General features: G+C 53.7%; 15 protein-coding genes. 11 read left to right on the forward strand and 4 right to left on the reverse strand.

Features of this window, described 5'->3' with window-relative positions:
• Window positions 1–18 precede the first annotated feature (18 nt).
• Window positions 19–726 (reverse strand): 5'-methylthioadenosine/S-adenosylhomocysteine nucleosidase, encoded by a 708-nt coding sequence (mtnN, locus tag SBO83_RS12020; RefSeq protein ID WP_396131659.1) that lies wholly within the window; start codon window positions 724–726, stop codon window positions 19–21.
• A gap of 198 nt (window positions 727–924) precedes the next feature.
• Here mtnN and dgt point away from each other — a divergent pair, with 198 nt between their 5' ends.
• The 6 genes from dgt (at window position 925) to SBO83_RS12050 (ending at window position 9,240) form a co-directional block, all read left to right on the forward strand.
• Window positions 925–2,445, forward strand: a complete 1,521-nt coding sequence (gene dgt / locus SBO83_RS12025; RefSeq protein ID WP_396131660.1) for a dGTPase — start codon at window positions 925–927, stop codon at window positions 2,443–2,445.
• 233 nt (window positions 2,446–2,678) lie between these two features.
• Complete coding sequence (degP, locus tag SBO83_RS12030) at window positions 2,679–4,127, forward strand: serine endoprotease DegP (protein WP_396131661.1); 1,449 nt, start codon at window positions 2,679–2,681, stop codon at window positions 4,125–4,127.
• A 186-nt stretch (window positions 4,128–4,313) separates the two neighbouring features.
• Window positions 4,314–5,471, forward strand: a complete 1,158-nt coding sequence (locus SBO83_RS12035; protein ID WP_396131662.1) for a CdaR family transcriptional regulator — start codon at window positions 4,314–4,316, stop codon at window positions 5,469–5,471.
• Window positions 5,472–5,587: 116 nt separating this feature from the next.
• Window positions 5,588–6,508 (forward strand): 2-hydroxy-3-oxopropionate reductase, encoded by a 921-nt coding sequence (garR, locus tag SBO83_RS12040; protein ID WP_396131663.1) that lies wholly within the window; start codon window positions 5,588–5,590, stop codon window positions 6,506–6,508.
• Between the two features lie 95 nt (window positions 6,509–6,603).
• Window positions 6,604–7,749, forward strand: coding sequence for a glycerate kinase (locus tag SBO83_RS12045; RefSeq protein WP_396131664.1), 1,146 nt, complete (start codon window positions 6,604–6,606; stop codon window positions 7,747–7,749).
• A 129-nt stretch (window positions 7,750–7,878) separates the two neighbouring features.
• Window positions 7,879–9,240, forward strand: coding sequence for an amino acid deaminase (locus tag SBO83_RS12050; protein ID WP_396131665.1), 1,362 nt, complete (start codon window positions 7,879–7,881; stop codon window positions 9,238–9,240).
• 85 nt (window positions 9,241–9,325) lie between these two features.
• On the opposite strand, the gene celB is transcribed toward SBO83_RS12050, so the two are convergent.
• The 3 genes from celB to barA all read right to left on the reverse strand — a co-directional run bounded on the left by celB (window position 9,326) and on the right by barA (window position 14,252).
• A complete protein-coding gene (celB, locus tag SBO83_RS12055) occupies window positions 9,326–10,675 on the reverse strand; it encodes a PTS cellobiose transporter subunit IIC (protein ID WP_396131716.1) in 1,350 nt (449 codons plus the stop codon).
• Between the two features lie 116 nt (window positions 10,676–10,791).
• A complete protein-coding gene (locus SBO83_RS12060) occupies window positions 10,792–11,142 on the reverse strand; it encodes a PTS lactose/cellobiose transporter subunit IIA (RefSeq protein ID WP_185688539.1) in 351 nt (116 codons plus the stop codon).
• Between the two features lie 362 nt (window positions 11,143–11,504).
• On the reverse strand, window positions 11,505–14,252 hold the full coding sequence (barA, locus tag SBO83_RS12065; protein ID WP_396131666.1) for a two-component sensor histidine kinase BarA: 2,748 nt from the start codon (window positions 14,250–14,252) through the stop codon (window positions 11,505–11,507).
• Between the two features lie 66 nt (window positions 14,253–14,318).
• Here barA and rlmD point away from each other — a divergent pair, with 66 nt between their 5' ends.
• From rlmD to eno, 5 genes are all read left to right on the forward strand, one after another.
• Window positions 14,319–15,692, forward strand: a complete 1,374-nt coding sequence (rlmD, locus tag SBO83_RS12070; RefSeq protein WP_396131667.1) for a 23S rRNA (uracil(1939)-C(5))-methyltransferase RlmD — start codon at window positions 14,319–14,321, stop codon at window positions 15,690–15,692.
• 27 nt (window positions 15,693–15,719) lie between these two features.
• Entirely contained in the window at window positions 15,720–17,963 is a 2,244-nt protein-coding gene (relA, locus tag SBO83_RS12075) for a GTP diphosphokinase (protein ID WP_396131668.1), read from the forward strand.
• Window positions 17,964–18,055: 92 nt separating this feature from the next.
• A complete protein-coding gene (mazG, locus tag SBO83_RS12080; RefSeq protein ID WP_396131669.1) occupies window positions 18,056–18,862 on the forward strand; it encodes a nucleoside triphosphate pyrophosphohydrolase in 807 nt (268 codons plus the stop codon).
• A gap of 345 nt (window positions 18,863–19,207) precedes the next feature.
• The gene (pyrG, locus tag SBO83_RS12085) at window positions 19,208–20,845 is read left to right on the forward strand and encodes a glutamine hydrolyzing CTP synthase (protein ID WP_034787426.1); all 1,638 of its coding nucleotides are present in this window, start codon (window positions 19,208–19,210) and stop codon (window positions 20,843–20,845) included.
• Between the two features lie 74 nt (window positions 20,846–20,919).
• Window positions 20,920–22,215, forward strand: coding sequence for a phosphopyruvate hydratase (eno, locus tag SBO83_RS12090; RefSeq protein WP_353501053.1), 1,296 nt, complete (start codon window positions 20,920–20,922; stop codon window positions 22,213–22,215).
• The last annotated feature ends 67 nt before the right edge of the window (window positions 22,216–22,282 follow it).

The raw sequence follows: 22,282 nt of genomic DNA on the forward strand, positions 1-22,282 counted from the left end.
TGCACAGAAACCTTGGGATCACGCGCGGTCGCTGTTGGCCAGAGAGGTCAGCATCGCGTCGATCATCAGACTTGATTGCTCAGCCGCAACAACTAAGAACTCTTCGAAGCTTAGGTGTGATTCAGCATCCGCCACGTCGGAGATCGCGCGAACCACCACGAACGGCGTACCGAACATATGGCAGACGTGGCCGATAGCGGCGGCTTCCATTTCGACCGCGGCAACGGACGGGAAGGTTTCACGAATACGAGCCAGTGGCGCTGCACCGTTAATAAAGGCGTCGCCGCTGCACACTAAGCCGCGCACTGCGTTGAGGTCTAACTGGCGAATGCAGGTTTCAGCCAGTTCAATCAGCTCTGGGTCCGCGACGAAAGCCGCCGGGCAGCCCGCCATCTGGCCTGGCTCATAGCCAAAAGCCGTCACGTCAGCATCGTGATAACGCACTTCTTCGGAAACCACGATATCGCCCACTTTCAGCGTTTTCGCCAACCCGCCCGCAGAACCGGTGTTGATCACCACGTCCGGCTTGCAGTGTTCCAGCAGCAGCGTGGTGCCCATGGCGGCGGCAACTTTACCAATTCCTGATTTCAACAATGCCACTTCGACGCCATTTAGCTGGCCAGTGTAGATTTCACAACCCGCGCGCTCGATGGTTTTACGATTAGTGATTTTGTCGCGCAGCAGGGTGACTTCTTGTTCCATTGCGCCAATGATGCCAACTTTCATAGTAATACTCGCAGATGAGGTGGAAGGGGGCCGCTATACCCTGCAACTTGAATGATTTTGGGTACATATGTGCGGAATTGAAGCTTTTATAACAAGCACATTAAGCGATAGTCTATCATGGCTAGTGGCAAGATAATGCGTTTGGGAAGCTGGTAGGATGTCAGGTTGACACGTGAGTGGCTGAAAAGGGTAGCAAATATGTCCGGGATAGATTTTAAGAGCAAATTCAATTTCCAGCGTCCTTTCAGTCCGCCGGTTGCTGAGGCGCGTGATGAATATGACGTAGTTCGCCACTTTGAAAGCGATCGCGGCAGAATCATTAACTCGGCCGCCATCCGCCGATTGCAGCAAAAAACGCAGGTTTTCCCGCTGGAGAAAAACGCCGCGGTGCGCAGCCGTTTGACTCACTCGCTGGAAGTGCAGCAAGTGGGGCGGCACATTGCCAAAGAGATCCTGCACCGTCTACGCCGTCAGGGCAAACTCGACAAGCTTGGTCTCACGGAATTCACCGATCCCTTCGAAAGCGTGGTCGAGATGTCCTGCCTGATGCACGACATCGGCAACCCGCCATTTGGCCATTTTGGCGAATCCGCCATTAATAACTGGTTCGCCAAACGTATGGATACTGCCAGTTGCGGCTCTGTGCCGCAGAGCAGCGACAACTGTACTTTCGACTTCTTACGGTTGCAGGAAGGCGAGGAGCAGGAGAACCTGCTGCGCAGCAATATTCGCCACGATCTGTGTAACTTCGACGGCAACGCGCAGGCCATTCGGCTGGTGTTTACCCTGCTCAAGCTCAACCTGACGTTTTCCCAAACTGCCTGCATTTTGAAGTACACCCGTCCCGCCTACTGGGCCGCGCCGATCCCAGAAGGGCAGGCTTATCTGATGAAAAAGCCGGGCTTCTATTTGGCCGAAGAGCCTTTCATTCAGCGGCTGCGCGGTGAATTAAACATGGGCGAATTCAGCCGATTCCCGTTGACCTATATCATGGAGGCCGCCGACGATATCTCTTACTGCATCGCCGACTTAGAAGATGCCGTCGAGAAGAACATTTTCACCGTCGAGCAGCTGTTTGAGCATCTGGAGCGCGAGTGGGGCGAGTGCGAAGAGAATGATTGGTTTGAGAAAGTGGTGCGCACCGCCTATCAGAAAATGGATCGGGCCAAGACTTTTCGTAACCCGGTAGATTATTTCTTTATGGAACTGCGTGTCCAGACCGTGAAGCAGTTGGTTCCTCACGCCGCCATTCGTTTCATTGATAATCTTCCTGCCATATTTGCCGGCAATTTTAATCAGGCATTATTAGAAGATGTAAGCCAAGCTAATAGATTGTTAAAAACATATAAAAGTGTGGCATTTAAACAGGTGTTTAATCATCACGAAGTCGAAGAGTTGGAATTACAGGGCTATCGGGTAATAAGTGGATTGCTGGATATTTACAGCCCGATTCTGGATATGCCTTTGGATGAATTCCGCCAGTTGGTTCGCGATGACACCCATCGCAAGTACCCCATTGAAACCCGACTGTTCCACAAATTGTCCGCCAAGCACCGTCTGGCCTATAATGAGGCGATTACCAAGCTGGAGTCGCACTCTGAAAGTCAGAAAATTATTAGCGAATTTTATTATCGTGCTCGCATGATTCAGGACTATATCAGCGGAATGACAGATCTTTACGCTTACGATGAATATCGACGGTTGATGGCCGCTGAATAATATATTTAGCCGTATTTTTGGGGTGATTAAGGTAAAGAAATCTCTATTTTTATAATGAGCTGGTTAAAAAATAGGCTTTTGTAAATAACCACAATATTTTTTTACCATTGTCATTTCGACCTTAATGAACTTCCCGCTTTTAATTAAATCTCAGTATCACGACTACCGAGCAAGGTGATGCTTTCGTGTCACCATAAATAATTTTAAAAGCATATTTAAAGAGAATTCGACTGATGAAAAAAACTACTCTATTCCTGAGCGCTTTGGCGTTAAGTGTTGGACTGGCTGTGGCCCCTGTTTCATCGGCATTTGCCGCAGAAACGGCGTCTTCCAGTACCACTCAAGTTCCAAGTCTGGCACCTATGCTGGAAAAGGTGATGCCTTCCGTTGTTAGCGTAAACGTTGAGGGTAGCGCACCAACTAAAACGCCACGCATGGGCCAGCAATTCCAGCAATTCTTTGGTCAAAACTCGCCGCTGTGTCAGGACGGCTCGCCGTTCCAAGGCTCTCCGGTCTGTCAGGGCGGCCAAGGGGATGACGACTCCCAGCCCGCGCCTGAAGCGCAGAAACAAGAGTTCCGCGCACTGGGTTCAGGTGTGATCATCGACGCCGATAAAGGCTATGTGGTCACCAACAACCACGTGGTGGATAACGCCACCAAAATCAGCGTTCAGCTCAACGATGGCCGTAAATTTGAGGCGAAAGTGATCGGTAAAGATCCGCGCTCAGATATCGCAGTGATTCAGCTGATTGATGCCAAAAACCTGACCGCGATTAAAATTGCTGACTCCGAGCAGCTGCGCGTGGGTGACTACACCGTCGCCATCGGTAACCCATATGGTCTGGGCGAAACCGCGACTTCGGGCATCGTTTCCGCACTTGGCCGTAGCGGTTTGAACATCGAAAACTACGAAAACTTTATCCAGACCGACGCTGCCATTAACCGTGGTAACTCAGGCGGCGCTCTGGTGAACCTTAACGGTGAACTGATTGGTCTGAACACCGCGATCCTTGCGCCAGACGGCGGCAACATCGGTATCGGTTTTGCTATCCCAAGTAACATGGTGAAAAACCTGACCAAGCAGATGATCGAATTCGGTCAAGTGAAGCGTGGCGAGTTGGGCATCATGGGTACCGAGCTGAACTCTGAACTGGCGAAAGCCATGAAGGTCGACGCCCAGCGCGGCGCTTTCATCAGCCAGGTGATGCCGAAGTCCGCTGCTGAAAAAGCCGGTATCAAGGCGGGTGACGTGATCCTAAGCATGAACGGCAAACCAATCAGCAGCTTCGCCTCCTTCCGCGCTGATATTGGCACCCTGCCAATCGGCACCAAAGTGACGCTGGGCCTGCTGCGCGACGGCAAGCCGGTCAATGTTGAAGTGACTATTGAACAGAGCACGCAAACGGCCAAAGTTGACTCCGGCAATATCTTCACCGGTATTGAAGGGGCTGAGCTGAGCAATGGTCAGGTTGGCAATCAGAAAGGCGTGAAAGTCGATGCCGTGAAGCCGGGCAGTAAAGCAGCACGCATCGGCCTGAAAAAGGATGACGTGATTCTGGGCGTTAACCAGCAGAAAGTCGGCAATTTGGGCGAGCTGCGTAAAATCCTCGACAGCAAACCTTCTGTGCTGGCGCTGGATATTCAACGCGGTGACACTTCAATCTACCTGTTAGCGCAATAATCACGCGCTGATAAATCAGTCTATAAAGGCACGCTTCGGCGTGCCTTTTTTATTGGCGGCGGTGCAACGATGAAAGTTGGCGGAGTTCTGCGCGACGTCTCGCATTTCGCTGATATGAACCTGCCCATCGCCCCACGAATGAGTATGCTGGCAGCCAAGGGAAAACACGCAGGAGAGCGCAGGGACATGGCGGCATATTTATTCGATCAACCTTTGGCGCAGCAAATCGTTGATCGCACAATGAAAATCATTGATAGCAACGTCAACGTGATGGACAGCCGGGGAAGGATTATCGGCAGCGGCGACGCCGAGCGCCTTGGCGAACTGCATGAAGGCGCGCTGCTAGCGATTTCCCAGCAACGCATAGTGGACATTGATAACGAAGTGACGCGCCATCTGCACGGCGTCCGCCCCGGCGTTAACCTGCCGCTGCGGGTTGACGGGCAGATTGTCGGCGCCATTGGGCTGAGTGGTGACCCGACGCGGCTGCGGCAATATGGCGAGCTGGTCTGTATGACGGCGGAAATGATGCTCGAGCAGGCGCGCTTGCTCAATATGCTGGCGCACGACAGCCGCATTCGCGAAGAGCTGGTGCTGAATTTGATTCGTGCCGAGCAGCTCCCTGAGGCGTTAGCGGAGTGGGCGCAGCGGCTGGGCATCGACTTGCACCAGCCTCGCGTTGCCGTGGTGGTGGCGATAGACGGCGGGCAGCTTGGCGTCGAGCACGCTATGGCAGAGCTGCAACAGTTACAGGTTTTGCTCTCAACCCCGGAGCAGGACAATCTAATTGCCAGAGTTTCTCTAACCGAAATTGTGGTACTCAAACCCGCACTCGGTGCGGCCAAACGCTGGGACCCACAGGCTCAGCGCCAGCGGATAGACGCCCTGCTGTTACACATGCAGCAAAACAGCGACCTGCGAGTTCGCGTGGCGCTCGGCAACTATTTCACCGGGCTGGGCAGTATCGCGCGGTCCTACCTCACGGCCAAAACCACCCTGGCGGTGGGGAAACGGCGCGCGCCGGAGCAGCGCAGCTACTGCTATCAGGACCTGATGCTGCCAGTGCTGCTAGACGGTTTGCGCGACGGCTGGCAGGCTGACGAACTGGCTCTGCCGATGGCCCGCCTGAATGCCGAAGATAGCAGTGGCCTGCTGCGCCGCACGTTAAACCTCTGGTTTGCTCATAACGTTCAGCCCGTCGCAACGGCTAAAGCTCTGTTTATTCATCGCAATACTCTCGAAAATCGTCTAAACCGCATCTCTGGCCTGACCGGGCTGAACTTGTCGAATTTTGATGACCGCCTGCTGCTGTATATCGCCCTGCAACTCGATAACACGGCCTAAACCAGCATAACGGGATAGGCCTCACAGAGCATTGTGCAAATGCCAGACGAAAGAGGCGAACTTCGCCGTCGGCTTTGAGCTTCTGCCCACTGCCGGCGGGAAGGCCGTTTTTTATAATGGCTATCTTCTTGATACTCAACGAGGCTCGCAGCATGAAAATTGGATTTATTGGTTTAGGGGTAATGGGCAAGCCCATGAGTAGAAATCTGCTCAAGGCGGGTTATCAACTGGTGGTGTTGGACCACAATCATGAGACGACGCAGCAGCTGGTGAAAGCCGGAGCCACCAGCGCCGCGACGCCAAAAGCCGTGGCCGAGCAGAGCGACATTGTTATCACTATGCTGCCGAACTCTCCACAGGTAAAAGAGGTGGTGCTGGGTGAGAATGGCATCATCGAAGGGGCGCGTGCCGGGCTGGTGGTTATCGATATGAGCTCTATCGCGCCGCTCGCCAGTCGGGAAATCAGCCAGGCGCTGGCGGAAAAGCAGGTCGCGATGCTTGATGCGCCAGTGTCCGGCGGTGAGCCAAAGGCCGTAGACGGCACGCTGTCGGTGATGGTTGGCGGCGATAAAGCCGTGTTCGAAAAATGCTATGAGCTGATGAAAGCCATGGCTGCCTCGGTGGTGCATACCGGTGACATAGGCGCAGGCAACGTCACTAAGCTGGCGAATCAGGTGATCGTGGCGCTGAATATCGCCGCCATGTCCGAAGCGCTGGTGTTAGCCACCAAGGCGGGCGTGGAGCCGGAGCTCGTTTTTCAGGCCATTCGCGGCGGGTTGGCGGGAAGTACGGTGTTAGAAGCTAAAGCGCCAATGGTGATGGACAGAAACTTCAAACCGGGGTTTCGTATTGATTTGCATATCAAAGACTTGGCTAACGCGCTGGACACCTCACACAGCATTGGTGCGCAGTTGCCACTCACAGCTCAGGTAATGGAAATGCTGCAAGCTTTGAAAGCCGATGGGTTGGGGCAGTCTGACCACAGCGCAATTGCACGCTATTATGAAAGCTTAGCGAAGGTAGAAGTGACCCGGTAGTTAACCGAGAAAGCGGCGCTAAACTGGCGCCGTTTTCTTGTGTGACTAGATACATTCATCAACAGGACGCTTTTCTCGAGCGGCGCGTGTCGTGCATGAAAATAGTTATCGCACCTGATTCATTTAAAGAAAGCTTATCGGCGCTAGAGGTAGCGAAAGCCATTGAAAGCGGTTTTCGGGAAATTTTCCCCGACGCCCACTACGTCAAATTGCCGGTCGCCGACGGCGGCGAAGGCACGGTGGAAGCCATGGTGGCCGCGACTCATGGCAAAGTGGTGAAAGTCAAAGTGACCGGCCCACTGGGAGAGCCGATTGAGGCATTCTTTGGCCTGTCTGGCGATAGTAACGTCGCCTTTATCGAAATGGCGGCGGCCAGTGGCTTAGAAAGCGTGCCGCAGGCGAAACGCAACCCGCTGAAAACCACCTCTTTCGGCACCGGCGAGCTGATTCGCCATGCTCTGGACCACGGCGTCAAACATTGCATCATCGGCATTGGCGGCAGTGCCACCAACGACGGCGGCGCGGGCATGGTGCAGGCACTGGGGGCGAAGCTGTTGGATACGCAAGGCCAGCAGATTGGTCAGGGCGGCGGCGCGCTGAAGCAGCTCAGCAGTATTGATATCAGCGAACTGGACCTCAGAATCAAAGATTGCCGATTCGAAGTGGCCTGTGACGTGACCAATCCGCTGACGGGAAAAAATGGCGCATCGGCGATTTTCGGCCCGCAAAAAGGGGCGACGCCAGAAATGGTCAAGCAGCTTGATGGCTATCTTGCTCACTTCGCCAAGCTGATTAAGGGCAGCCTTAATATTGATGTGGACAGCCTGCCGGGGGCGGGTGCCGCCGGAGGTATGGGGGCCGGGCTGCACGCCTTTTGCGGGGCGCAGTTACGTCAGGGGATTGAGATTGTTACCGAAGCGCTGGGGCTAGAGGCGTTAGTGAAAGACGCCACGCTGGTGATCACCGGCGAAGGGCGCATTGATAGCCAAAGTATCAATGGCAAGGTGCCAATCGGCGTCGCGCGGGTGGCGAAACGCTATAACAAGCCGGTCATTGGTATCGGCGGCAGCCTGACCAAAGATGTAGATGTGGTTTTCGACCATGGCTTGGATGCGGTGTTTAGCGTGCTTTCTTCTATCTGTACCTTGGAAGACGCGCTGGCGAATGCCGCCGAAAACCTACACAACACGGCGCGCAATATCGCCGCCACCATCAAGCTGGCGCAGACGCTGCCTGAATGAGTGCCCGCCAGCCAGCCCATGAATTGGCACCTGATAACTCGGCGTGCTGATTTTTGGGCTTTACCCCAGACCTGCGCGTGCGCTAGGTTTGCACTATTGATTCGCAGATAACGCCAAACGAGAGCCATCATGTCCGAGCCTGACTTCTCCCAGCCGTATGATTTTTCAGAACTCTATGATTTATCTTCGCTTTATGACTTCTCCTCCCAGCCGGTGAATACCCAAACCAAAGGCTTAGGCACCTTGCCGGATGAACCGCAGATGGCGGACATCGGCCAGCAGGGTTGGAATATTCTGCGAGAGGAGGTCAGCCTGCCGGTGGCGGTGCTGTTGGATGAGCGCATAGAGCATAATTTGGCGTGGATGAGCGAGTTCATTAGCCGCTACCACCTCAAGCTGGCGCCGCATGGCAAAACCACCATGAGCCCCGAGCTTTTCCAGTTACAGCTGGATCACGGCGCGTGGGGCATTACTTTGGCGACGGCTCCGCAGGTCAACGCGGCCTTTCAGCATGGCGTGCGCCGAGTGATCATGGCTAATCAGCTGGTCGGCAAAGCCAACATGGCCATGATCGCCGGGCTGTTGGCGCAGGATAGCGAGTTCGATTTCACCTGTATTGTGGATTCGGCGGCTAACGTCGACGCCCTCGGCGAGTATTTTACTTCTCGCCAGCAGACGCTGCGGGTGCTGTTGGAATATGGTCTGGCCGGCGGGCGCACCGGCGTGCGCAACGCCGAGCAGGAGCTGGAGGTGTTAGAGGCTATCCAGCGCTGGCCGCGGGCTATCTCGCTGGTGGGGGTAGAAATTTACGAAGGGGTGATTAATGAAGAAGCGCCCATTCGCGCTTTCCTGCAACACGTGATGCAACGCACCGAGGCTCTGGCGCAGAACGGTGCCTTTGCCGAGCCGACGGTGATTCTCACCGGCGCGGGTTCTGCATGGTTTGACGTGGTGGCCGAAGAGTTTAGGCGTGATAGCCAGTATCTGGACAGCCAGCAGCGTTTCACGCTTGACATTATCCTGCGTTCAGGCTGCTACCTGACCCATGACGCCGGTATTTATCAGCAGGCTAATCAGCGAATTCAGGCCCAAAACCCCGTGGCGCGCCAGATGAACAGCAGCCTGCAACCTGCGCTACAGGTGTGGGCTTACGTACAGTCACTGCCTGAGCCGGGCAGGGCGATCATCGGCCTGGGCCGTCGCGACGCCGGGCCGGATGCCGGTTTCCCTGTCGCCGCCGGGCATTTCCGCCCACAGAGCAGCCATTCGGCAGGTTACACCACAGTAGTGCCGGTAGATAAGTCATGGGAAATCATCAAGATGATGGACCAACACGCCTTTATGTCAGTGCCAGCGGGAGCCGATATTCAGGTCGGCGACATGCTGATTTTTGACATTTCCCACCCATGCCTGACCTTCGACAGATGGCGTCAGCTGCTGCGAGTGAATGAGCAGTGGGATGTCACTGGCGCAGTAACCACTTGGTTCTAAGCCACTTTTAAAAGCAAAAGCCCGGCGCTGAAGGACAGACGCCGAGCTTTTTTTGTTTTTTCAATTTGCTACAGCAGTGCTCAAATCAGCGGGCGGTTAATTGCCCTGCGGCGGTTTGCGCTTTCTCCGCTTCTAACTGCGCGGCCTGATGCTCTTCTTTATACTTCAACTTGTCCCAGGCGCGGAAGAACGGATAGTAAATCACCAGCGAAATCGCCAAATTCACCACCTGAATCACTGTGCCAGAAATATGCCCGCCGGTGGCCAGATAGCCACTGATGAAGATTGGCGTCGTGAACGGTAGCGCAATCCCTACCGGCGGTGTCACCAGCCCGGTAGCCATTGCGGTATAGGTGACAATCACCAGAATCACAGGAGTCAGAATAAACGGAATGGCGAAGTACGGGTTCATCACCAGCGGAATACCAAACACCATTGGCTCGCTAATATTAAACAGGCAGCCCGGCGCGGCAATTTTCCCCAGTTGTTTCATCTGCGCGCTGCGGGCGCGCAGCAGCATGAAGATAACCAGCCCCAGCAAGGCTCCGGTGCCGCCTGGCGCTATCCATAAGTCGTAAAACTGCTGAGTAATAATGTGTGGAATAGGCTGGCCGTTCTGGAAGGCCGTCAGGTTTTCGGACATGTTCGACAGCCACACCGGCTGGATGAAGACCAGCACGATGGCATCACCGTGCAGCCCCACCATCCACAGCAAACCAATCAGTATCACCGAGAAAATCATCCCCGGCAGCGTACCGCCAATATGGTGCATCGGGATGCCGATAAGGGTGGCAATCATATTGTTGATGTTGCCGAACGGCGTGGCTTCAACCCCTAAACGCAGGGCCAGCACTACCGCCATAACGGCAAAGCCCGGGATCAGCGCCAAAAAGGATTTCGCCACCGCCGGTGGCACACCCGCAGGCATGTTGATCACCAGATTGCGGTCGTGGACGAAGCGATAAATTTCAGTCGAAAGTATGGCAATGACAATCGCCACAAACAGCCCCTGACTGCCGATGAAATTCATTGGCAGCACGCCTTTGATGATTTGCTCGGTCGCGCCATTGAGTGGCTGGAACAGGGTGTTTTGCGGAATAGTCAGAATGAATGCCACCAGCGACACGGCGCCGGTAGTCAGCGGGTCCAACGTTTTATACTTCTCCGCCAGACGGTAGGCGATGCCGAAGCTGGAGATAATCGCCATGATGTCGTAGGTCGCTTTCACCGGGTAGAGCAGCTTTTCTCGCCAAGCCGCGCCGAACACCTCGCCCATCATGTTGGCGTAACTCGGAATAGGCAGGTAAGCAAAAATCAGGAAGAACGAGCCAATCAGCATAAATGGCATGTTCAAAATGATGCCGTCGCGCACCGACAGGACGTGCTTTTGCGAGGCTATCTTCAAAGCAAAAGGCAAAACATAACGTTCGAGCAGGACATTCGGTTTAGACACTACACACCCCCGAGCGGATTATTTCCGCATTATTATTTGTTAATGGCTATTTTTGTCAGTGCTTGGCTAGTTAAAACGATGTATTGCGTGAGGTCAGGCTAGCAATGGCTGGCCTGTAATGTGCCTACCGCGGTTGCAGGTGCTGGCGGTAAACGACGGTAAAGCTCAATCATATCAACGGCTAAATCCTGAATGACCATCGCATTCATCAAGTGGTCCTGCGCATGGACAGTGATCAGATTAACCGGGATTTTGCCGCAGCCTTCATCCAAACCAATAAGCTCAGTTTGCATGCCGTGGGCATGAGACACGGCCTGACGCGACTCGTCCATTGCCTGCTCTGCGGCAGGGAAATCACCACGGCGGGCGTGTTGTAACGCCATCATGGCATGGCTACGGGCGCTTCCTGCGTGAACCAACAACTCCATGATTGTGTTTTCCAGATCCATGCGTTTTTCCTCTACTTAAATCAGAGACAGTCATCGGTGGGATTGTCTGGTTTCAGGTCTCGTCGTCAGGAAGACAGACTACGATTTGCGCCTCATAAATAAAAAGAGAGCGCTCTCATTTTTGAATCAAAAAAAATCAGCTCGCGCAAAAATACCGACTTCAGCCCAGAAATAGAGTGACGGAAAACTGCGCAACTGATGAGTAGAGTTAAACCAAAGTGATCGGGAGTTGTAAATACCTCCCGACCATAGGATTTTTACATGAGGAATAAATAACGCTTAATTTCAGTGAGTTAGTGTGGTCGCGAACAGAAACTATTTTCCGTAAGTGAGATCTCAAGCAAATGTTGGTGCCGCATAATTTACCGTTTCAGGTGCAGCTGCGCTTCGCGGGTCACATTTTCAATTTCGTCCAGCAGCTCGAACCATTCCGGCTCCAGGTCGCTCGCCGGGATGTTTTTACGCAGTTGCTGTTCAAGGTAAAAACAGAGCTGTTTCAAACGCGGCACGCCGCTGTAACTACAGCTGCCGTGCAGCTTATGGATCAGCGACAGGATGTCTTCGTCCGGTTGGCCCTGCGCTACGGCGTTCACCCGCTCAGTGACCTGCGGGAGAAAATCGACCAGCATTTGCAGCAGATCGCGCGCCAAATCCTCTTTGTTAGCAGACTGGCGCAGGGCCAGTTGCCAATCCAGCGTGCTCATCGGCATGCTGCCGCTCTGCTGATTCAGCGGGGATTCCTGCGGCGTCTGGTGGGAGTAATGGCGCGCCAGCACGCGTTTTAGCATGCTCTCATCAATAGGTTTCGCCAGATAATCGTCCATGCCCACCTTGAGCAGCTGTTCACGCTCGCCACTCAGCGAGTGGGCGGTGACGGCGACAATAGGCGTTTTTGCGTGGTGCGGCATCTGGTGAATGATTTCACTGGCGCGAATACCATCGATGTTTGGCATCTGAATATCCATCAGGATGATATCCAAATCGTTATTGCGCGCCATGTCGATGGCCTCTTCGCCGCTATGGCAGAGCAGGGTGGTTTCCACCAATTCTTCCAGCAGAGTCCCAATCAGCTTAAGGTTCGCCGGGTTGTCGTCCACCGCCATGGCCGTCAGCGGCAGGCGGTCAGAACGCGCGCCGTCCACGTTCAGGAGTGGCGGGGAATAAGGCGTCGCAAGCAGCAGCGGCAGCAGGCGAATACTGGAGATAGGCTTGATTAAACAGGCTCGTACCCCACGATTTTTAAGGGACTCAGCATCCACCTGGAATTCGCTCGGCAGTGCCAACATCAGCCTGTCAGTCATCTTTAACACTTTCTGCAGGCGCTCGTCGTAGTCAGAAAGTTGGTGGTCGAGTTTCACCGGAATGCTGCACAGCATCAGGTCGTAATAAGGGTCCGGCAGTGCTTGAATGGTCGTGCGATGCACCACGTCGAGCGGCGTAGATTGCAAGATTTCCAGCGTGGCTTTCGCCGCCGCTGGGTTGGCTTCCACATAGGCCAGGCGCTTACCTTCCAGACAGGACATGGAAAGCGGCGTGATGTGTCGGTTGTCATTCAACTCAAGGGTGATGTGGAACCAGAAGGTCGATCCGCGATTAATTTGGCTGTAGAAGCTGATGTCGCCGCCCATCTCCTTGACCAGCCGCTGAGTGATAACCAGCCCCAGCCCGGTGCCGCCGTGGCGACGGGAAATACTGGCATCGGCCTGACGGAATGCCTGGAAGAGCTGCGACTGCTGGCGCTCAGATATTCCGATCCCTGTGTCATGGATTTGTACTTCCAGTTCCACTTGCAGATTGTTCTGCGAGCGAACTTCCACATTGATATCAATGTTGCCATTTTCGGTGAACTTGATGGCATTACCGAGTAAATTAGTGACAACTTGCTGCAAGCGCATTGGGTCGCCAAGGACACTTTCCGGCACGTTATTGTGCACATTGAGCGTCAGCTCTAGCCCTTTTTCATGGGCGGTGTGTGCCAGCAATACCACCACTTCATCCAGCATTTCACGCAGGGAGAACGGGATATGCTCCAACACCAGTTTGCCGGCTTCCAGTTTCGAGAAGTCGAGCACGTCGTTAATAATTGTCAGCAGGTTATTGGCAGAACGTTCAATGGTTTGCAGGTAATCGGCCTGCGTAGGCGACAGCGGCGTTTTCAGGGTCTGGCGAGTGAAGCCAATCACCCCGTTGAGCGGGGTACGCAGCTCGTGGGACATATTGGCAAGGAACTCGGACTTAATACGGGCAGCTTCCTGCGCACGCTTTTTCGCCAGATCCAGTTCCACGTTTTGGATCTCCATCTGCTCCAGCGTCTCTCGCAGATCCGAGGTGGCCTGATCGATGTTCTGTTGCACCTCTTCATGGTAGGCAGTCAGCGACATGGCCATCGAGTTAATGCCGTTTTTCAGCATGCTCAGCTCACCCAGCATGTTGCCTTCGACCCGGCTATCGAGCTGGCCGCGACGAATACGGTCAACGGTATTGACCATGTTGCGAATTGGGCCAGTCACGTCGCGCATCAGGCGGTAAGCGAACAGCGTGGCGATACCCAGACAGAGCAGCAGCAACATGGTGGAGACAAAGGCCTCCTGATACTGCTGTAGGCGAACAGAGCTGAGATCCAGATCAATGGCGATGTAGCCGAGAGTGCGCGCAGGCGAGGTGTGGAAGGCGTCGTCATCCGCCGCCGTGTGGTTTTCCGCCAAAATCGGCGTGCGCAAAATCAGTGAGTCTCCCATGCGTTTTTGGGTGAGTTCGCGCGGAATATCGCTAACTGAAGCCACCTGCAACTTGTTGCCTTCGCGCAACGAGTTTGAGGTCGCAAAGAGTTTGTTCTGCCCGTCGAACACGCTGATGGCGCGAACAATCTCTGAATGGTTGCGATGCAGTCGGCTGATTAAACGCGTTACCGGCTCTCGCTCACGGAAGGTCATGCCATATTCGCTGGCGACGGCCAAGGGCTCAATAATGCTGGAACCGGAGTCCGTTAATTGCTTCTGCAACTCGTTATAACGATGCACCACAAAGAAGGTGCTGAGCAGCAAACCAATCATCAAAGTCGGTGCCAGAATTAAAATCATCATCCGTGCGCGAAGGCTATATTTGGTCATGAGGTTCCAATGTGGGAGAATCAGCAGCTGAAAGACCTTAATTGACTCAGCGTGCAATCAACAATAATGGCCCAATTCTACTCTCCGAATCGTCGCGTGACGACCCGGCAAACAATAACTGTGACTGCCACCGACCTTGATGCATTTGGTCAGGGTGTGGCGCGCCACAATGGTAAGGCGATATTTATCAGCGGGTTGCTGCCCGGCGAACAGGCCGAGGTGACGCTCACCGAGGATAAACGCCAGTATGCCAAAGGGCGTGTAAAACGCCTGCTGACCACCAGCGAACAGCGCGTGAAACCGGCCTGCCCACATTTCACTACCTGCGGCGGCTGTCAGCAGCAACATGCTAGTGAAGTATTACAGCAACAGAGCAAATCTGCGGCCTTATTACGCCTTATTTCACGCGAAACGGGGGTAGAAGCGCAACCCCAGCCGGTGATCGCTGGCCCGCAATATGGCTATCGTCGTCGCGCGCGACTGGGTTTACAGATTGCCGGAAGTGGGAAAGGCGGCGGGAAAGGCAAAAATAAAATGGCGTCTTCCTCATCTTCTTCTACGCTGGTGATGGGTTTTCGTCAGGAAGGCTCGAATGATCTGGTGGGGATAAATCGCTGTTCGGTGCTGCGCCCTGAGCTGGAACGTCTGTTGGTGCCTTTACAACACTGTCTTTCTCACCTCTCAGCGGCCCAACGTTTGGGGCATGTTGAACTGGTGCTGGCCGAAAATGGTCCATTAATCGTGTTGCGCCATCTCGATCCGCTGAAAGAGCAAGACCGCGCCAGCCTGTTGGCCTTTGGCGCTGAACACGGCGTGGCGGTATGGCTGGCGGCAGAAAGCGACAGTTTAGCGCTGCTGTGCGGTGAGCCGCCGTTCTATGAAATTGATGGCCTGACGCTGAAATTCAGCCCGCGTGATTTCATTCAGGTGAATGATGACGTCAACCAGCAAATGGTGGCACAGGCGATTGAATGGCTAGATCTCAATTCCGACGATCGCCTATTGGATTTATTCTGCGGCGTGGGTAATTTCACCCTGCCTTTAGCCAAGCGTGTAAAGCACGTCACTGGCGTAGAAGGTGTTGCCACGTTGGTGGCGAATGGGCAAGATAATGCCATTCGAAATAATTTGAACAATGCTGAATTCTTCCATGAAAATCTGGAAGAGGATGTCAGCCAGCAACCTTGGGCGGCACAGGGCTTTAATAAAGTGCTGCTGGACCCTGCAAGGGCCGGTGCTGCTGGCGTTATGACACATATTATTAAGCTGAATCCGCAGCGCGTGGTGTATGTCTCATGCAACCCCACGACTTTGGCGCGGGACAGCAAAATTTTGTTGGAGGCGGGTTATCGCTTAGCTCAGGTTCGCATGCTGGATATGTTCCCGCACACTGGGCATCTTGAGTCGATGGCTCTGTTTATCAACCCGTCTGTCGCCTGAATGGCAGCAGAAATGTAGGGAGAGGGTATGGTTGCGGTAAGAAGTGCACATTTGAACACGGCAGGCGAGTTTGCGCTCGACGACTGGATAACCAGTTTAGGCCTTTCTAGCCAGCAGTCATGTGAGCGTTTAGCCGAAACCTGGCGCTACTGCGAACAACAGACACAAGGCCATCCGGACGCCTCGCTGCTTTTATGGCGCGGGCTGGAGATGGTCGAGATCCTCTCTACCCTGAGCATGGACAACGACAGTATGCGCGCCGCGCTGCTGTTCCCCCTGGTTGATGTTGGCATTATCAATGAAGACACGCTGACCCAGCAGTTTGGCAAAAGCATCACCGATCTGGTGCATGGCGTGCGCGATATGGACGCCATCCGCCAGCTAAAAGCCACGCAAAACGACTCCATGGCCTCCGAGCAGGTGGATAACGTTCGCCGCATGCTGCTGGCGATGGTGGAAGATTTCCGCTGCGTGGTGCTCAAGCTTGCCGAACGTATCGCTCACCTGCGCGAAGTGAAAGACGCGCCGGAAGAAGAGCGCGTGTTGGCGGCGAAAGAGTGTACCAACATCTATGCGCCGCTGGCTAACCGTCTGGGCATCGGCCAGTTAAAATGGGAGCTGGAGGATTTCTGCTTCCGTTACCTGCATCCTGACGAATACAAAAGAATCGCCAAACTGCTGCACGAGCGTCGCATCGACCGTGAGCAGTATATTGACGATTTTGTCTCCACCGTGCGCGGTGCGATGGCCGAAGAGGGCATCAAAGTTGATGTCTATGGTCGTCCGAAACACATCTACAGCATCTGGCGTAAGATGCAGAAAAAAGCGCTGTCATTTGACGAGCTATTTGACGTTCGCGCGGTGCGTATCGTGGTCGAGCGCCTGCAAGATTGCTATGCGGCGTTGGGTATCGTTCACACCCATTTCCGCCATCTGCCTGACGAGTTTGATGACTACGTCGCCAACCCGAAACCTAACGGCTATCAGTCCATTCATACCGTGGTTCTCGGGCCGCGAGGCAAAACCCTTGAAGTGCAAATCCGTACCCGCCAGATGCATGAAGATGCCGAACTGGGCGTGGCCGCGCACTGGAAATACAAAGAGGGTACTGCCGTGGCCGGTGGCCGCAGCGGTGGCTACGAAGGCCGCATTGCATGGCTGCGTAAACTGATTGCGTGGCAGGAAGAGATGGCCGATTCGGGCGAAATGCTTGATGAAGTGCGCAGTCAGGTGTTCGACGATCGCGTCTACGTGTTCACCCCAAAAGGCGATGTCATTGACTTGCCGATGGGCTCCACGCCGCTCGACTTCGCCTACCACATCCACAGCGATGTCGGTCACCGCTGTATCGGGGCTAAGATTGGCGGGCGCATCGTACCATTCACTTATCAGCTGCAAATGGGCGATCAGATTGAGATCATCACCCAGAAGCACCCGAATCCAAGCCGCGACTGGCTGAACCCGAACCTCGGCTATGTCACCACCAGCCGTGGGCGGTCGAAGATCCACAACTGGTTCCGCAAGCAGGATCGCGACAAAAATATTATTGCCGGCAAACAGATCCTTGATGACGAGCTGGACAGGCTGGATATCAGCATCAAAGATGCCGAGAAACTGCTGCTGCCGCGCTACAACGTCAACTCGCTGGATGAAGTGCTGGCGGCCATCGGTAACGGTGATATTCGCCTGAACCAGATGGTTAACTTCCTGCAATCTCAGTTGAAAAAGCCGAGTGCGGAAGAGTTAGACAAAGAGGCGCTGCGCCAGTTGACGCAGAAAACCTCTGCGCCGCCGCCGCGTAGCACTGGCAAGGACAATGGTCGCGTAGTGGTGGAAGGCGTGGGTAATCTGATGCACCACATCGCGCGCTGCTGCCAGCCGATTCCGGGCGATGAGATTGTGGGTTATATCACTCAGGGTCGTGGGATTTCGATTCACCGCGCCGACTGTGACCAGTTGGAAGACCTGCGCCAGAATGCGCCTGAGCGCGTGGTTGACGCCGTGTGGGGCGAAAGTTATTCCAGTGGTTACTCGCTGGTGGTCCGCGTGGTCGCCAATGACCGCAGCGGCCTGCTGCGCGACATCACCACCATTCTTGCCAACGAGAAGGTTAACGTGCTCGGCGTTGCCAGCCGTAGCGACACCAAGCAGCAGCTGGCGACTATCGATATGGACATCGAAATCTACAACCCGCAGGTGCTGGGGCGCGTGATTGCCAAGCTCAACCAACTGCCGGATGTGATTGACGCCAAACGCCTTCACGGCAACTAAGCATTGTGATTTTACAGGCCCGCTTGTCGGGCCTTTATTTTTACGGCTGGCGCTCAGACGCCCGTCGCCCAATAAGAAACGGATAGTCCGCCATGACAGAATCAGCCCTGCAACGTTTGCTCACCATCATGAAAACCCTGCGCGACCCTATTGCCGGATGCCCTTGGGACAAGGAGCAGACCTTTGAAACTATCGCGCCTTACACTCTAGAAGAGGCTTACGAAGTGCTCGACGCTATCGCTCGCAAGGACTACGACGACGTGCGCGACGAGCTGGGTGACTTACTCTTTCAGGTGGTGTTTTATGCTCAGATGGGCAGCGAGCAGGGGCTGTTTGCCTTCGACGATATCTGCAATGCCATCTCCGACAAGCTCGAGCGCCGTCATCCTCACGTTTTCGCTAATGCCGGCAGCCCGCAAAAGGAGAAGAGCAGTCAGGATGTGTTAGCGAAATGGGAAGCGCGCAAGTCGCTGGAAAGGGCAGAGAAGTCGCTGCATTCCGCGCTGGATGATATTCCACAGGCTTTGCCAGCCCTAATGCGCGCGCATAAAATCCAAAAGCGCTGCGCTAACGTCGGCTTCGACTGGACCACCCTCGGCCCGGTGCTGGATAAAGTCTATGAAGAGATCGACGAAGTGATGCACGAGGCGCAACAGGCGGTTATCGACGAAGAGAAGCTGGGCGAAGAGATTGGCGACCTGCTGTTTGCGACCGTCAATCTGTCGCGCCATCTGGGACATAAAGCGGAAGATGCACTACAGGCCGCCAACCGTAAGTTTGAACGCCGCTTCCGTCATGTCGAGCAGATTATTCGTGAGCAAGGCTTAACCATGGAGGGCGCAACCTTGGATCAAATGGAAGAGGCGTGGCAGCAAGTGAAGCAGGGCGAGGCGCACTGACGTCCGCTCGGACTTTGATCGGCGACAATATCTGTCAGTGCTGAAACGGTTAAGCTCAAACTTAGTCAGCCAAGTATTGTTTGGCCTGAGAGAGCAAAGTCCAACAAATTGAAATCTAAGAGATTTTATTGGGCTACGGCAGCAAGTTAGCGAATCACAATGGTTAACTTGTTGTTTTTAAAAGAATCAGAGGTAGGGGCTTGAAGAGTTAACTCTTCTGAACTGAGGCGAAGAAAACGATGATAAACAGCAAAACCTTTATTTGTGGCGCGCACAAGGTTCCGGTATACTGTTTTCCCGTCTTGGTTATTCCATCGTCTTTAAACCTAACCTCTCAGGTTCAGCATGACAACTAATTATATTTTTGTGACCGGCGGGGTCGTATCCTCTCTGGGTAAAGGCATTGCCGCAGCCTCTCTGGCGGCTATTCTCGAAGCCCGTGGCCTCAACGTGACCATCATGAAACTGGACCCGTATATCAACGTGGATCCGGGCACCATGAGCCCAACTCAGCACGGCGAAGTGTTCGTCACCGAAGACGGTGCTGAAACGGATCTCGATTTAGGTCACTACGAGCGCTTCATCCGCACCAAAATGACTCGTCGCAACAACTTCACTACGGGCCGCATCTACTCTGACGTACTGCGCAAAGAACGCCGTGGCGACTATCTGGGAGCGACTATTCAAGTTATCCCACACATCACCAACAACATTAAAGAACGTATCATCGAAGGCGGCGAAGGCCATGATGTGGTTCTGGTTGAAATTGGCGGTACCGTTGGCGATATCGAATCTCTGCCATTCCTGGAAGCTATTCGCCAAATGGCGGTAGAAGTCGGCCGTGAGCACACGCTGTACATGCACCTGACTCTGGTTCCGTACATGGCAGCCGCCGGCGAAGTGAAAACCAAACCAACCCAGCACTCTGTTAAAGAACTGCTGTCGATTGGTATTCAGCCAGACGTGCTGATCTGCCGTTCAGACCGTGCCGTACCGGCCAACGAACGCGCGAAAATCGCCTTGTTCTGTAACGTGCCAGAAAAAGCGGTTATTTCACTTAAAGACGTTGATTCCATTTATAAAATCCCGGCCCTATTGAAATCCCAGGGTCTGGACGACTATATTTGTAAACGATTCAGCTTGACCCCGCCTGAAGCTAACCTGTCCGAATGGGAGCAGGTAGTGTACGAAGAAGCGAACCCAGGTGGCGAAGTGACCATCGGGATGGTGGGTAAATACGTTGAGCTGCCAGATGCTTATAAGTCTGTTATCGAAGCACTTAAGCACGGCGGGCTGAAAAATCGTCTGACCGTCAACATCAAACTTATCGACTCGCAAGATGTCGAAACGCGTGGTGTAGAAATTCTGAAAGGGTTGGACGCTATCCTGATCCCTGGTGGCTTCGGTTACCGTGGTGTGGAAGGGAAAGTGATGACCGCCCAATATGCGCGCGAAAACAACATCCCTTACCTGGGTATTTGTTTAGGTATGCAGGTCGCGTTGATGGAGTTTGCCCGCCACGTTGTTGGCATGGAAAACGCCAACTCAACCGAATTTGTGCCAGACTGTAAGTTCCCGGTTGTGGCATTGATTACCGAATGGCGTGATGAGAACGGCAATGTAGAAGTCCGTTCTGAAGAGAGTGATTTAGGCGGCACCATGCGTGTCGGTGGGCAACAATGCCACCTGACTGACGGTAGCCTGGTTCGCGAGATGTACGGCGAGCCGACGATTGTTGAACGTCATCGTCACCGTTACGAAGTAAACAACATGCTGCTCAAACAGATCGAAGCCGCGGGTTTACGCGTTGCAGGACGCTCTGGCGACAAGCAACTGGTGGAAATTATCGAGCTGCCAAACCACCCATGGTTTGTGGCTTGCCAGTTCCACCCGGAATTTACGTCAACGCCGCGTGATGGTCATCCGTTGTTTGCAGGCTTTGTTAAAGCTGCCGGTGAGTATCAGAAGCGTCAGGTAAAATAAATATAGGAGAAACAACGTGCCATTGGCACGTTGTTTGTCTGAAGCTTTAGTTAACTTGTACTGAGGAAATCCTAATGTCCAAAATCGTTAAAGTGATCGGTCGTGAAATCATCGACTCCCGTGGTAACCCTACTGTAGAAGCTGAAGTTCATCTGGAAGGCGGTTTCGTAGGTTTGGCAGCGGCTCCATCAGGCGCATCTACTGGTTCTCGCGAAGCGCTGGAACTGCGTGACGGTGATAAATCACGTTACCTGGGCAAAGGCGTTACTAAAGCCGTTGCTGCAGTAAATGGCCCAATCGCTGACGCTGTTAAAGGTAAAGACGCGAAAGACCAGGCTAACATCGACAAGATCATGATCGATCTCGACGGTACTGAGAACAAATCTAAGTTCGGTGCTAACGCGATTCTGGCTGTTTCCCTTGCTGCGGCTAAAGCTGCTGCTGCCTCTAAAGGCATGCCGCTGTACGCGCACATCGCTGAACTGAACGGCACCCCAGGCAAATACTCTATGCCTCTGCCAATGATGAACATCATCAACGGTGGCGAGCACGCTGATAACAACGTTGATATCCAAGAGTTCATGATCCAGCCTGTTGGCGCGAAAACCCTTAAAGAAGCCATCCGTATGGGTTCTGAAGTTTTCCACACTCTGGCTAAAGTTTTGAAATCTAAAGGTATGGGTACTGCTGTTGGTGACGAAGGTGGCTACGCGCCAAACCTGGGTTCTAACGCTGAAGCTCTGGCTGTTATCGCTGAAGCTGTTAAACAAGCGGGCTACGAGCTGGGCAAAGACATCACTCTGGCGATGGACTGTGCTGCGTCTGAATTCTACAAAGACGGCAAATACGTTCTGGCTGGCGAAGGCAACAAAGCTTTCACTTCTGAAGAGTTCACTCACTTCCTGGAAGACCTGACTAAACAGTACCCAATCGTTTCTATCGAAGACGGTTTGGACGAGTCTGATTGGGATGGCTTTGCTTACCAGACTAAAGTTCTGGGCGACAAAATCCAGTTGGTTGGTGACGATCTGTTCGTAACTAACACCAAGATCCTGAAAGAAGGTATCGAAAAAGGTATCGCTAACTCCATCTTGATCAAATTCAACCAGATCGGTTCTCTGACCGAAACTCTGGCAGCGATCAAAATGGCGAAAGATGCTGGCTATACTGCAGTTATCTCTCACCGTTCAGGCGAAACTGAAGACGCTACCATCGCTGACCTGGCTGTTGGTACTGCTGCAGGCCAGATCAAAACGGGCTCTATGAGCCGTTCTGACCGTGTTGCTAAATACAACCAGCTGATTCGTATCGAAGAAGCGCTGGGTGATGCAGCACCGTTCAACGGTCTGAAAGAAGTTAAAGGCCAGTAATTACTGCGCTTTAGAACACTTTCCTAAAAACCCGCTTCGGCGGGTTTTTTTATGCCTAAAACAAATG

The sequence above is a fragment of the Ewingella allii genome (assembly GCF_044430645.1).
Taxonomy (GTDB): Bacteria; Pseudomonadota; Gammaproteobacteria; order Enterobacterales; family Enterobacteriaceae; genus Ewingella; species Ewingella allii.